12 protein-coding genes and 1 pseudogene are annotated in these 12,033 nt (G+C 59.8%); 6 read left to right on the forward strand and 7 right to left on the reverse strand.

The genetic code is table 11. The features are described from left to right. Window positions 1-40 precede the first annotated feature (40 nt). On the forward strand, window positions 41-1,288 hold the full coding sequence (locus tag AOA62_RS11435; protein ID WP_056857275.1) for a lipoprotein-releasing ABC transporter permease subunit: 1,248 nt from the start codon (window positions 41-43) through the stop codon (window positions 1,286-1,288). A gap of 105 nt (window positions 1,289-1,393) precedes the next feature. Here the strand turns inward: AOA62_RS11435 and AOA62_RS11440 are convergent, their stop codons facing one another. Together AOA62_RS11440 and AOA62_RS11445 are read right to left on the reverse strand one after the other, a co-directional pair. Further along, window positions 1,394-2,749, reverse strand: a complete 1,356-nt coding sequence (locus AOA62_RS11440; protein ID WP_099548698.1) for a heavy metal sensor histidine kinase — start codon at window positions 2,747-2,749, stop codon at window positions 1,394-1,396. Further along, complete coding sequence (locus tag AOA62_RS11445; RefSeq protein WP_099548680.1) at window positions 2,746-3,426, reverse strand: heavy metal response regulator transcription factor; 681 nt, start codon at window positions 3,424-3,426, stop codon at window positions 2,746-2,748. The genes AOA62_RS11440 and AOA62_RS11445 overlap by 4 nt, the downstream gene beginning before the upstream one ends. 156 nt (window positions 3,427-3,582) lie before the next feature. Between AOA62_RS11445 and AOA62_RS11450 the strand changes: the two genes are divergently transcribed. Both AOA62_RS11450 and queF read left to right on the forward strand, forming a co-directional pair. Beyond that, on the forward strand, window positions 3,583-4,113 hold the full coding sequence (locus AOA62_RS11450; protein WP_026013731.1) for a plastocyanin/azurin family copper-binding protein: 531 nt from the start codon (window positions 3,583-3,585) through the stop codon (window positions 4,111-4,113). 66 nt (window positions 4,114-4,179) lie between these two features. Beyond that, entirely contained in the window at window positions 4,180-5,010 is an 831-nt protein-coding gene (queF, locus tag AOA62_RS11455; RefSeq protein WP_099548681.1) for an NADPH-dependent 7-cyano-7-deazaguanine reductase QueF, read from the forward strand. 75 nt (window positions 5,011-5,085) lie between these two features. Here the strand turns inward: queF and AOA62_RS11460 are convergent, their stop codons facing one another. Then, window positions 5,086-5,352 (reverse strand): DUF4404 family protein, encoded by a 267-nt coding sequence (locus AOA62_RS11460; RefSeq protein WP_017137441.1) that lies wholly within the window; start codon window positions 5,350-5,352, stop codon window positions 5,086-5,088. Between the two features lie 110 nt (window positions 5,353-5,462). Then, window positions 5,463-6,071, reverse strand: coding sequence for a phosphatase (locus tag AOA62_RS11465; RefSeq protein ID WP_099548682.1), 609 nt, complete (start codon window positions 6,069-6,071; stop codon window positions 5,463-5,465). Between the two features lie 209 nt (window positions 6,072-6,280). Here AOA62_RS11465 and AOA62_RS11470 point away from each other — a divergent pair, with 209 nt between their 5' ends. After that, the gene (locus tag AOA62_RS11470; protein WP_065929195.1) at window positions 6,281-6,970 is read left to right on the forward strand and encodes a VacJ family lipoprotein; all 690 of its coding nucleotides are present in this window, start codon (window positions 6,281-6,283) and stop codon (window positions 6,968-6,970) included. Window positions 6,971-7,032: 62 nt separating this feature from the next. On the opposite strand, the gene AOA62_RS11475 is transcribed toward AOA62_RS11470, so the two are convergent. After that, window positions 7,033-7,329: a PilZ domain-containing protein gene (locus tag AOA62_RS11475; RefSeq protein WP_099548683.1), complete on the reverse strand. Its 297-nt coding sequence runs from the start codon at window positions 7,327-7,329 to the stop codon at window positions 7,033-7,035. 276 nt (window positions 7,330-7,605) lie between these two features. On the opposite strand from AOA62_RS11475, the gene rssB reads away from it, so the two are divergent. Further along, window positions 7,606-8,787, forward strand: a complete 1,182-nt coding sequence (gene rssB, locus AOA62_RS11485) for a two-component system response regulator RssB (protein WP_099548684.1) — start codon at window positions 7,606-7,608, stop codon at window positions 8,785-8,787. Continuing rightward, window positions 8,787-9,269 (forward strand): anti-sigma factor antagonist RssC, encoded by a 483-nt coding sequence (gene rssC / locus AOA62_RS11490; RefSeq protein WP_003172602.1) that lies wholly within the window; start codon window positions 8,787-8,789, stop codon window positions 9,267-9,269. Before rssB ends, rssC begins: the two co-directional genes overlap by 1 nt. Before the next feature lie 196 nt (window positions 9,270-9,465). Here rssC and tal read toward each other — a convergent pair whose 3' ends face one another. Both tal and dusA read right to left on the reverse strand, forming a co-directional pair. Further along, window positions 9,466-10,392: a transaldolase gene (gene tal, locus AOA62_RS11495; RefSeq protein ID WP_099548685.1), complete on the reverse strand. Its 927-nt coding sequence runs from the start codon at window positions 10,390-10,392 to the stop codon at window positions 9,466-9,468. Between the two features lie 672 nt (window positions 10,393-11,064). Then, a pseudogene (gene dusA, locus AOA62_RS11500) lies at window positions 11,065-12,027 on the reverse strand (tRNA dihydrouridine(20/20a) synthase DusA); the annotation flags it as partial. Window positions 12,028-12,033: the final 6 nt, after the last annotated feature.

Below are 12,033 nucleotides of genomic sequence, written 5' to 3' on the forward strand. Positions count from 1 at the left end.
TTAAGCCAGGCTTTTTCATTTTTTTAAACGGTGCCCGCGAATGTTCAGACCGTTATCGATTTTCATCGGCACGCGCTATACCCGCGCCAAGCGCCGCAACCGTTTTGTCTCGTTTATCTCGATGACCTCGATGATCGGCCTCGCCCTGGGCGTGCTGGCGATGATCGTGGTGCTGTCGGTAATGAACGGCTTCCAGCGTGAAATGAGCACGCGCATCCTCGGCATGGTGCCCCACGCCACTATCGTCGGTGTAAACCCGATTGATAACTGGCAGCCCGTGGCCGCCGCCGCGCTGAAGAACCCCGAGGTCACCGCTGCGGTGCCGTTCACACAGATGGACGGCATGTTCTCCTACAAGGGCGCGATGCAACCGATCGAGATCAGCGGCGTTGACCCGGCCCAGGAAGGCAAGGTGTCGATCGTGGCCCAGCATATCGTGCGCGGCAAACTCGAAGACCTCAAAGCCGGCGAGTTCGGCGTAGTGATCGGCGACATTACCGCTCGGCGCTTTCGCCTGAATGTGGGCGACAAGCTGACCCTGATCGTGCCGGAAATCAGCACGGCCGCACCGGGTGGCATCACCCCGCGCATGCAGCGCTTGAACGTGGTCGGTATCTTCAAGGTCGGTGCCGAGCTGGATGGCTCCATGGCCCTGATCAACATGGCCGACGCCGCCGAGATCCAGCATTGGCAGCCGAACCAGGTGCAAAGCGTGCGCCTGGCGGTAAAAGACTTGTACGCGGCCCCCAAGGTTTCGGCCGACATTGCCGCGAGCCTCGGCGCCGACTACAAGCCGGATGACTGGACCCACACCCAGGGCAGCCTGTTCAGTGCAATGAAGATGGAAAAGACCATGATCGGCCTGCTGTTGCTGATGATCGTCGCCGTCGCTGCGTTCAACATCATCGCCACCCTGATCATGGTGGTGAACGACAAAGGCGCGGACATCGCGATTTTGCGCACCATCGGCGCCACGCCACGGCAGATCATGGCGATCTTCATGGTGCAGGGCACGGTGATCGGTATCGTCGGCACCTTGATCGGCGGCGTGCTGGGCGTGATTGCGGCGCTGAACGTGAGTGAACTGGTGGGCTGGCTGGAGCGCGTGACCGGGCAGCATATCTTCAGTTCGGACGTGTACTTCGTCAGCAACCTGCCTTCCGAGCTGCAAGGCGGCGATGTACTGCTGATTTGCACGGCCGGGTTTGTGTTGAGCTTTATGGCGACGATTTACCCGGCGTATCGGGCGGCGAAGATTGAGCCGGCGCATGCCCTCAGGTATTCGTAAACGCTAAGACCGCTATCGCAGGCAAGCCAGCTCCCACATTTTGATGTGTGAATACATTCGAATGTGGGAGCTGGCTTGCCTGCGATAGGGCCGGCCCAGCTTGCATCAATCCCCCTTGGGCAACTCAATCACAAACCTGGTCCACCCGGCTTCAGACTCACAATAAATCCTCCCCCCATGCGCCCGCACAATCGACTGGGTAATCGCCAACCCCAGCCCAGCATGCTCGCTGCTGCCTTCACGGCGCGCGGGGTCCGCCCGATAGAACCGGTCAAACAATTTAGGTAACAAAGCCGCTGGAACACCTTCCCCGGTATTGGCGACGGTCAGCGTCACAGCCTGTGCGCTTTCCATAATCCGCACCCGCACCTCGCCACCTACCGGGGTAAACCGCAGCGCGTTATCCAGCAAGTTCGACACGGCCCGGCGCAACATACCGCGATCGCCCGCCGTTTGAGCCGTGCCTTCGCACACCAGATTGACCTGCGCGTCTTCGGCCAACAGCGCAAAAAACTCCAGCAACGCCTCCACTTCATCGTGCAGCGCCAGCGCTTCGCGCTTGGGCATCAGCAGGCCATGGTCAGCTTTGGCCAGGTACAACATGTCATTCACCAATTGCGCCATCCACTGCAACTCCTCCAGGTTGCTGTGCAGCGCCTCGCGATAGTCCTCCAGCGGGCGCGGCTGGGTGAGGATCACCTGGGTTTGAGTCAGCAGGTTCGACAGGGGCGTGCGCAGTTCATGGGCGATATCGGCGGAGAAAGACGAGAGGCGCTGGAACGCGTCGTCGAGCCGTCCCAGCATCGCGTTAAACGCTTGGGCGAGTTCGGCCAGTTCCACCGGCATTTGCGCCTGGGGCAAGCGTTGGGTCAGGGAGTGGGCCGACACGCCGGAGGCCACTTCACTCATGCGCCGTAACGGCCGCAGCCCGCTGCGCGCTGCCCATGCGCCGAGCAGCGCGGTGGCCAGGGCGGACAAGCCGACCGTGAGCCAGATCAACCGCTGCATGCGTTGCAGAAAGTGCTGGTGGTGCGTGATGTCGAGGATCAGCGTCACTTGCGGCGAGCCGGGTTGGCCCGCTATCAACGGCGCGTTGTACACGCGGTAGTCGGTGCCCGCGTTTTGCAGGCTGTGCAGGCCGGGTGCTGCGGGCAGCGTGACGCTCGGCGCGCCATCAAACCAGCGTTGGCCGGCGGCGCTGATGCGCAAGGCGAGGTCCGGCTGGCGGCTGAGTTCGGCACGCAGTTGCGCTTCTCGCGGGGTGAAGGACGCCAGTGAGTCGACACCCTGCAAGGTGCTGCGCAGCGCGATCAGTTTGCCGTCGAGTTGCTGCTGGTCCAGCTCGATAAAGTGCGCTTCGCTGGCCTGGTTGAACAACACGCCAGCGATGAGCGAGACCACCGCCGTACAGCCGGCAAATAACAGGGCCAGACGGCTGGCCAGGGACAGGCGCGCAATCAATTGCACCGTTCCTCCAGCACATAGCCCATGCCGCGCACGGTGTGGATCAGCTTGGTGGGGAAGTTGTCGTCGACTTTAAGGCGCAAGCGGCGGATCGCCACTTCGATGATATTGGTGTCACTGTCGAAATTCATGTCCCACACCTGGGAGGCAATCAGGCTCTTGGGCAGCACTTCGCCCTGGCGGCGCAGCAGCAGTTCCAGCAAGGCGAACTCCTTGGCGGTGAGGTCGATACGCTGGCCGCCGCGCTCGACGCGGCGGCGGATCAGGTCCAGGCGCAGGTCGGCCAGTTGCAGCGTGGTTTCCTGCGGGGTGCTGCTGCCACGGCGCAACAGGCTGCGCACCCGCGCCAGCAATTCGGAAAAGGCGAAAGGCTTGACCAGATAATCATCGGCGCCCAGCTCCAGGCCGTGCACACGGTCTTCCACGGCGTCGCGGGCGGTGAGGAACAACACCGGAATGTCCAGGCCCGCACTGCGCACGGCGTGCAGAATTTGCCAGCCGTCGCGGCCGGGCAGCATCACGTCGAGGATCAGCAGATCGTAATCGCCGGTCAGGGCCAAATGCTGCCCACTCGTGCCGTCGGCCACCAACTCGGTGGTAAAGCCAGCCTCGGTCAGGCCCTGGCGCAGGTAGTGGCCGGTTTTCGGTTGGTCTTCAACGATCAGCAGTTTCATGGGCAACTCGTGGCAACAGGTGGCGATGGGCTTTATACCGTGGGCGGCAGCGTCAGGGCGTAACCTGACAAAGTTGTAATCTAGCAGTCAGCTGGCTGGCAGCAGAGCCATCTTAAAGTGCTGACCAAGCTGGACACACTTTTTTGGAGAAGCGTCATGGCGTTGCGTACACCTCTGTTATTGGCGGGCTGTCTGTTGGCATTGAGCGTTAATGCAATGGCTGATGAGGCTCACACCTACGCGTTTGGTCACCCGGCACCGGCCGATAAAGCCACGCGCACCGTAGAAGTAACCCTGCAGGACATTTCCTTTTCGCCCAAGGCTCTGGATGTAAAAGCCGGTGAGACCGTGCGCTTTGTGCTGGTCAACAAAGGCCAGTTGCTGCACGAGTTCAACCTGGGTGATGCGGCGATGCACGCCGAACACCAAAAAGAAATGCTCAAGATGCAGGCCAGCGGCATGCTCACGGCCACCGGCATGGGCAAGATGGACCACGCCGCCATGGGGCATGGCGACATGGGCGAGATGGGTGGCATGAAGCATGACGATCCCAACAGCGTGCTGGTGGAACCGGGCAAGACCGCCGAGCTGACCTGGACCTTCAACAAGGCCACCGGTCTTGAGTTTGCCTGCAACATTGCGGGGCATTATCAGGCGGGCATGGTCGGCAAGCTGACCGTTGAGTGAGGCGATTCTTAAGGGCGGGAGCAAAGGCTGGTAGACTGGCGCGGTTTATTTAGCCAGGTTTCCGCCATGCATCCCGCAGCCGAACATTCGCCGCTGGGCAAGTCCAGTGAATACATCTCTACCTACACGCCGTCGTTGCTGTTTCCGATCCCTCGCGCCGCCAAATGGGCCGAGCTGGGCCTGACTGCCGAAACCCTGCCTTATAAGGGCGTGGATTTCTGGAACTGCTTCGAACTGTCGTGGTTGCTGCCATCGGGCAAGCCGGTGGTGGCCATCGGTGAATTCAGCATCCCGGCCGAGTCGCCGAACATCATCGAGTCCAAATCTTTCAAGCTGTACCTCAACTCGCTGAACCAGACCGCGTTTGCCGACACGCAAAGCCTGGAAACCACCTTGCGCACCGACCTCAGCGCCGCCGCTGGCCTGCCTGTGAGTGTGCGCATCCGCAGCCTGGCCGAGGTTGAGGCTGAAGGCGTGATGGCGTTGCCGGGCGCGTGCATCGACGACCTGGACATCAGCGTCAGCAACTACGAGCACCCGCGCCCGGAACTGCTGCGTTGCGACGACTCGCGCATTATCGAGGAGAGCGTGCACAGCCACCTGCTCAAATCCAACTGCCCGGTCACCAGCCAGCCGGATTGGGGCAGCGTGGTGGTGGAGTACCGTGGTCACGCGCTGGATCATGCCAGTTTGCTGGAATATATCGTGAGCTTCCGCCAGCACTCGGACTTTCATGAACAGTGCGTGGAGCGCATCTTTTTGGACTTGCAGCGGTTGCTCAAGCCAGAGAAGTTGACGGTGTATGCGCGCTATGTGCGGCGCGGTGGGTTGGATATCAACCCGTATCGCAGCACTGAGGATGTGCAGTTCCAGAACGTGCGCCTGGCTCGTCAGTAGCCGTCACACAAAACAAATGTGGGAGCTGGCTTGCCTGCTCCCACATTTTGGTTCTGTGTTTGGCTTGGGGCCGGGTTAGATCCCCATGTTGCCCAAGGTGATCATGATATTGCGCAATGTCCCGGAAATGACCGGGTGTTCGGCATCGAACTCTATGGCTGCTTGATTCACATCGTCGGAAATACTGGGCGTTTGGGTGGCCGGTTCAAGTTCGAGTTGTAATTCGAACTTGGCAATCAAGGCTTCCAGTGCTTCACGTTTTTCTTCAGACAGCGGCGGTTGCTGTTCCAACTGCCCGCGCAGGATGTTGACCTGTTCTTCAAGCTTTATGCGGTCAGGCATGACGTTCTTCCTTTTATCGATAGGCACTGGCATAGACCGCGGCTCGCCGTGAAAGGTCTACGGGCTGACCTGTAGATTAATCCACCGGCGCCTTGAGTGCATGATCTCTATCAGGGCTTCTCGCCTTTAAGCTGGCGCAGGCTGATATCCGCCAGGCAGGTGCCCAGCTCGCCAAGGTGATCGATCACTGAATGCACGCCCAGCCCATACAGCGCCACCGTGGCTTTGCCGCGCTTGTGCTCGCGCTGTTGTTCGGTCAACGCCTGCCATTGCTCAGGTGACAGGCCGCACAGCGAGCCGCAGGACGCCAGGCCGATGGTCCATAACCCGGCATTCAGGCCCGATTGCAGTAAACGTGGCTCGCCGCTCACCAGCACACAGCCTTCGAGGCGTTCGATATTCAGTGCCATCAAGGCTTGCCAGCAGGCATGTGGCGCCGGCCAGCGGAGGGAGGAGGGCGGTGTTGCCTTCACCCAGTCGGGCAATGCGGCCGACAGGGGTGTGGTCACCGAGGCGGGCAGCTCATCCAGCCAGGCGCAGGGCACGCCCTGGTCCTTGAGGCTGCGCAGAATCTTCAGCGCGCCGGGCGTGGCCTGGGAGTCGGGGCAGGGCGAGTCTGTGCGGGCCTGGGAACCGAAATCCACCAGGCAGCCACTCAGGCCAAACAGCACGGCAGTCAAGGTGGGGGCGCTGGCTATGGCAATTTCGGCGTGAGGCATTTCGACTTCCCTGAAATAACTATCCTGAAATAGCTACGACGCTATCCGGGCTGCATGACAAGCGGATGACACTTAATCTGTTTGTAGGAATTTTGTGCATTTTGCGTATGTCGATTCCTCGTTACTGCCTAAATCCACACATCCGTCATATACTGACGGTCTTATTCAGGGCATAGCGCCCATGACAGATCATTCAAGGAGCCAAAGCTATGCGCTGGAGCCAGTACTTCGCTCAGCTATCTGTGTGTGCAACTATCCTGCTCGCCCCCTTCGCGGCCCAGGCTGCGTCGGAAGACGATCCATGGGAAAGCGTCAACCGCCCGATCTTCACCTTCAACGACACCGTTGATACCTACGCGCTCAAGCCGATTGCCCAGGGTTATCAATTTGTAACCCCGCAATTTGTGCAAGACGGCATCCACAACTTCTTCCGCAACATCGGCGATGTCGGCAACCTGGCCAACAACGTGCTGCAGCTCAAGCCGCACGCCGCTGGTGTGGACACTGCCCGCCTGTTGATGAACACCACCTTCGGCGTGCTTGGCTTTGTTGATGTGGGCACCAAAATGGGGCTGCAACGCAGCGATGAAGACTTCGGCCAGACCCTCGGCTACTGGGGCGTCGGCAGCGGTCCTTACGTGATGCTGCCGCTGCTCGGCCCAAGCACCCTGCGTGATGCGCCGTCCAAATACGTCGACAGCTACACCCAGCCGTACCGCTACATGAACGATATCGGCTGGCGCAACAGCACCTTCGGCCTGAACATCGTTGATACCCGTGCCAGCCTGCTCGACAGCGAGAAGCTGATCACGGGCGACAAGTACACCTTTATCCGTAACGCTTACCTGCAGAACCGTGAGTTCAAGGTAAAAGACGGCAAGGTCGTCGACGACTTTTAAGCCGTGACGTTTTGAAATGAAAAAAGGCGACCTCTATAGGTCGCCTTTTTTGTGCGCGTTTTTCAGCGCATTTTCAAGATCCTGAGGCCCAGGTGCTGGCGCTCGCCTTCGTTTTTGGCCCACACCACCTCGGTGTCCGCCTCCAGGCCCGTGAGGGCGGCGTGTTCCGAATCGATGCGCACGGTCAGGTGGTCACCCACCTCAAACTGGCGAGGTGCCTCAACCTGCATGCCGGAGCTGGAAAGGTCCACACAAACCCCGGCAATCTCTTGCCCCGCGTGGATCAGCGCCACATCGGCATCCACGCGCATGCGGATGAAATCGCGTTTTTCGTCGTAGCCGCGCTCATGTTCGCTCACGGGTTCCATCCTTACTTTGTGTTGTGGTGGTGACTGTTCTTATAACTCCCGGTGATTTGCGGTGTAAAGACGCCCGGCGACCATCGGCATGAGCTTGAAACCCCTGACGGATGGGAGTACCGTCTGCGCCTTAGAAGGGCACCTCTGCTTTACCGTTGTGCATGGGAGAAATCCCAGTACTTTGTAGGACAGAGAGGCTAGAAAGCGAATCCAGTACGTGAGCCCGGCCATTGCCGAGCCGCCTACGCCAACCTAATTCTGGCGCCGTTTGCCCACATGCAAAAAACCAGTGCCACGCTGCTGATAATCGATGACGACGAAGTAGTGCGCGCGAGCCTCGCGGCCTATTTGGAAGACAGTGGCTTCAGCGTCCTGCAGGCCAGTAATGGCCAACAGGGTCTCCAGGTGTTCGAGCGCGACAAGCCCGACCTCGTGATCTGCGACCTGCGCATGCCCCAAATGGGCGGCCTCGAGCTGATTCGCCAGGTAACCGAGCGTGCGCCGCAGACGCCAGTGATTGTTGTGTCCGGTGCCGGCGTAATGAACGATGCTGTCGAGGCCCTGCGCCTGGGCGCTGCCGACTACCTGATCAAGCCCCTGGAAGACCTGGCGGTGCTGGAGCATTCGGTGCGCCGCGCGCTGGACCGTGCTCGCCTGCTGCTGGAAAACCAGCGCTACCGCGAAAAGCTCGAAACCGCCAACCGCGAACTCGAAGCCAGCCTCAATTTGCTCCAGGAAGACCAGAACGCCGGTCGCCAGGTGCAGATGAACATGCTGCCGGTGAGCCCGTGGACCATCGACGAATTCAAGTTTGCGCACCAGATCATCCCGTCGCTGTACCTGTCGGGTGATTTTGTCGACTACTTCCGCGTCGATGAGCGACGTGTGGCGTTCTACCTGGCCGACGTGTCCGGCCACGGCGCTTCTTCTGCTTTTGTCACCGTGTTGTTGAAATTCATGACCACACGGCTGTTGTTCGAATCCAAGCGCAATGGCACCTTGCCGGAGTTCACCCCCTCCGAGGTGCTGGGCCACATCAACCGAGGCCTGATCAGCTGCAAGCTGGGCAAGCACGTGACGATGGTTGGCGGCGTGATTGATGAAGAAACCGGTCTTTTGACCTACAGCATCGGCGGTCACCTGCCGATGCCGGTTTTATACACTCCCGACAGTGTGCGTTACCTGGAAGGCCGTGGTCTGCCGGTGGGCTTGTTTAACGAAGCCACCTACGAAGACCACATCCTGGAACTGCCGCCGACGTTCAGCCTTACGCTGATGTCCGACGGCATACTGGACCTTCTTCCAGAGCCTACACTCAAAGAGAAAGAAGCTGCCTTGCCCCAAAAGGTCAAGTCGGCGGGCGGCAGCCTGGATGGCCTGCGGCAGGTTTTTGGATTGTCCACGCTAGGGGAGATGCCGGATGATATCGCCCTATTGGTGTTGAGCAGGAATCTTTGATGAGTACCGGAAGAATCCAATTCGCCGAGCAAGACGGGACCTTCGTCCTGAAGTTTGTCGGTGAAGTGCGCCTGACCTTGTGTTCGGCGCTGGATGCGACGATTGAGCGGATCTTCACCGCGCTGAACTTCTCAGCGATCGTGATCGATCTGACCGAAACCCGCAGCATCGATAGCACCACCCTTGGCCTGCTGGCCAAGTTGTCCATTCTGTCTCGGCAGAAGGTCGGCCTGTTGCCGACCGTCGTCACCACCCACGAAGACATCACCCGTCTGTTGCAGTCCATGGGTTTTGACCAGGTGTTCAACATCGTTGACCGCCCGATCCCCTGCCCGGAATGCCTGACCGACCTGCCTTCGCAAGACCAGTCCGAAGAAGTGGTACGGGTCAAGGTGCTGGAAGCGCACAAGATCCTGATGGGCTTGAACGAGTCCAACCGCGAAGCCTTCCACGACCTGGTCAATGCCCTAGAGCGCCACTGACCTTCAGTTGAAACCCAATCCAATGTGGGAGCTGGCTTGCCTGCGATAGCGGTATGTCAGCCACCTATTCATTGCTGACCTACCGCTATCGCAGGCAAGCCAGCTCCCACAGTTTGAATGGGGTTTGGTTTGAGATCAGCAAACATGAAAAAGGGCGGCACCCTCACAGGTGCCGCCCTTTTTGTCGCCGCCTGCCTTACAACTTGGCAGTCAACAACGCCTCCAGCTTCTCCTGGTCCCGAGCAAACTGACGAATCCCCTCTGCCAGCTTCTCAGTCGCCATTGCGTCCTCGTTGGACTCCCAACGGAACTGCGCTTCAGTCAAATGCACCCGCGCTTCACCGGCATGGCCTGGCGACAGCTTGCGCTCCAGCTTGCCTTCATCCGCCGCCAGCTTCTCCAGCAGGTCCGGGCTGATGGTCAGGCGGTCACAGCCGGCCAGCTCTTCAATCTGGCTGAGGTTACGGAAGCTCGCACCCATCACTACAGTTTTATAGCCATTGGCCTTGTAGTAGTTGTAGATGCGCGTCACCGACTGCACGCCCGGGTCATCGGAACCGGTGTAGTCGTTGCCGTTAGCCTTCTTGTACCAGTCGTAGATACGGCCCACGAACGGCGAAATCAGGAACACACCGGCTTCGGCGCAGGCCACGGCCTGGGCAAACGAGAACAGCAGCGTCAGGTTGGTTTGAATGCCTTCTTTTTCCAGCTTCTCCGCTGCGCGGATGCCTTCCCAGGTGGAGGCGATCTTGATCAGCACGCGGTCACGGCCTACGCCAGCTTTGTCGTACAGGTCGATCAGACGGTGCGCACGCTTGAGAATCGCGGCTTCATCGAACGACAAACGCGCATCCACCTCGGTGGAAATACGCCCCGGCACGACTTTGAGAATCTCTTGACCTACCGCCACCGCAAAACGGTCGCTGGCCAGGCCGACGTCACCGTTGCAGTCCTTCACAGCCTCATCCAGCAGCGTGGCATAGCCTGGAATCGACGCCGCCTTGAGCAGCAGGGAAGGGTTAGTGGTGGCGTCTTGCGGCTTGAGCTTGGCGAGGGTGGAGAAATCGCCGGTATCGGCTACAACGGTGGTGAATTGCTTGAGTTGTTCCAGCTTGGAAGTCATGGGCGTGCTCTGTCCTGTGGGTCTGATGACATTACCCGAGCGCCGACAAGCGCTCAAGGGCGCAAATACATTCAGTCGTTTGCGAGGGCAACAACCTGAAAACAGCCGTTTGAATGCCCCGTCTTGGTGCTAAATAGGAGACCAAAACCCCCGACAGGTTCAACCCAAGTTCCCCCAACCCACGCGGCCCCGTGTGAGAGCAGGCTTGCTGTGGCGAGCAGGCTTGCCCTGCGTTGGGCTGCGAAGCAGCCCCAGTAAGGCGATCGAGTTTTTCATTCAGAACGCCGTCATAGTCATCAGGGCCGCTACGCACCCCAACGCAGGGCAAGCCTGCTCGCCACAACAGCCCAGCCACCGACCAACTCCCTGACACCCATCGCCCAAACCTGTGGGAGCTGGCTTGCCTGCAATAACGCCAGCCCAGCCACCAACCACCCCCTGACACCCTGCACTCAAAACTGTGGGAGCTGGCTTGCCTGCAATAACGCCAGCCCAGCCACCACCCAACCCCCTGACACCCTGCACTCAAACTGTGGGAGCTGGCTTGCCTGCGATAACGCCAGCCCAGCCACCAACCAACCCCCTGACACCCCGCACTCAAACCTGTGGGAGCGAGCTTGCTCGCGAAAGCGGCCTGTCAGCCTCCAAATAAACTAACTGACACCCAACCCCTCACCGCCCCTCCAACAACTCCCCAGCCTGATCCAACAAAGCCAACGGATCACTCGCCTTATGAATATCCACCGACAACAACTGCCTGAACCGACGAGCCCCCGGAAACCCGGTCCCCAACCCCAACACATGCCGAGTAATGTGATGCATCGCACCACCGCTCGCCAAATGCTCCGCAATATAAGGCCGCAACAACGCCAACACCTGCGCCCGACTCACCACCGGCGCCTCACTGCCAAACAACCGCTGATCCACCTCCGCCAACACATACGGATTGTGATAAGCCTCCCGCCCCAACATCACCCCATCAAACACCTGCAAATGCTCCTGGCACTGCTCCAGCGTCTTGATCCCGCCATTCAACACAATCTCCAACTCCGGGAAATCCTGCTTCAACTGCGCCGCCACGTCATAACGCAACGGCGGAATATCCCGATTCTCCTTCGGCGACAACCCCTCCAGAATCGCAATCCGCGCATGCACCGTAAAACTGGTACACCCCGCATCCCTCACCGTGCCAACGAAATCACACAGCTCGGCATAACTGTCCCGCCCATTGATCCCGATACGATGCTTCACCGTCACCGGAATCGACACCGCATCCCGCATCGCCTTCACGCACTCCGCCACCAGCGCCGGGTGCGCCATCAAGATCGCGCCGATCATATTGTTCTGCACCCGATCACTCGGGCAGCCGACGTTCAAGTTCACTTCATCGTAACCGGCAGCCTCAGCCATACGCGCGCAGGCGGCCAGGTCAGCGGGGACGCTACCGCCCAGTTGCAACGCAAGCGGGTGCTCGGCTTCGTTGTGACGCAGGAAACGGTCGTGGTCGCCGTGGAGGATCGCGCCGGTGGTGACCATCTCGGTGTAGAGCAGGGCGTGTTTGGAGAGCAGGCGCAGGAAGTACCGGCAGTGGCGGTCGGTCCAATCCATCATGGGGGCGACGGAGAAGCGGCGGGAGGGTTA

Source organism: Pseudomonas sp. 2995-3 (assembly GCF_002742565.1).
Classification (GTDB): Bacteria; Pseudomonadota; Gammaproteobacteria; order Pseudomonadales; family Pseudomonadaceae; genus Aquipseudomonas; species Aquipseudomonas edaphica.

Excerpts from the sequence above, each read along its gene's own strand:
- AOA62_RS11450 (WP_026013731.1), top strand. The coding sequence starts at position 3,583 with ATGGCGTTGCGTACACCTCTGTTATTGGCGGGCTGTCTGTTGGCATTG.
- AOA62_RS11465 (WP_099548682.1), bottom strand. The coding sequence starts at position 6,071 with ATGCCTCACGCCGAAATTGCCATAGCCAGCGCCCCCACCTTGACTGCC.
- AOA62_RS11445 (WP_099548680.1), bottom strand. The coding sequence starts at position 3,426 with ATGAAACTGCTGATCGTTGAAGACCAACCGAAAACCGGCCACTACCTG.
- rssB (WP_099548684.1), top strand. The coding sequence starts at position 7,606 with ATGCAAAAAACCAGTGCCACGCTGCTGATAATCGATGACGACGAAGTA.
- tal (WP_099548685.1), bottom strand. The coding sequence starts at position 10,392 with ATGACTTCCAAGCTGGAACAACTCAAGCAATTCACCACCGTTGTAGCC.
- AOA62_RS11435 (WP_056857275.1), top strand. The coding sequence starts at position 41 with ATGTTCAGACCGTTATCGATTTTCATCGGCACGCGCTATACCCGCGCC.
- queF (WP_099548681.1), top strand. The coding sequence starts at position 4,180 with ATGCATCCCGCAGCCGAACATTCGCCGCTGGGCAAGTCCAGTGAATAC.
- AOA62_RS11470 (WP_065929195.1), top strand. The coding sequence starts at position 6,281 with ATGCGCTGGAGCCAGTACTTCGCTCAGCTATCTGTGTGTGCAACTATC.
- rssC (WP_003172602.1), top strand. The coding sequence starts at position 8,787 with ATGAGTACCGGAAGAATCCAATTCGCCGAGCAAGACGGGACCTTCGTC.
- AOA62_RS11460 (WP_017137441.1), bottom strand. The coding sequence starts at position 5,352 with ATGCCTGACCGCATAAAGCTTGAAGAACAGGTCAACATCCTGCGCGGG.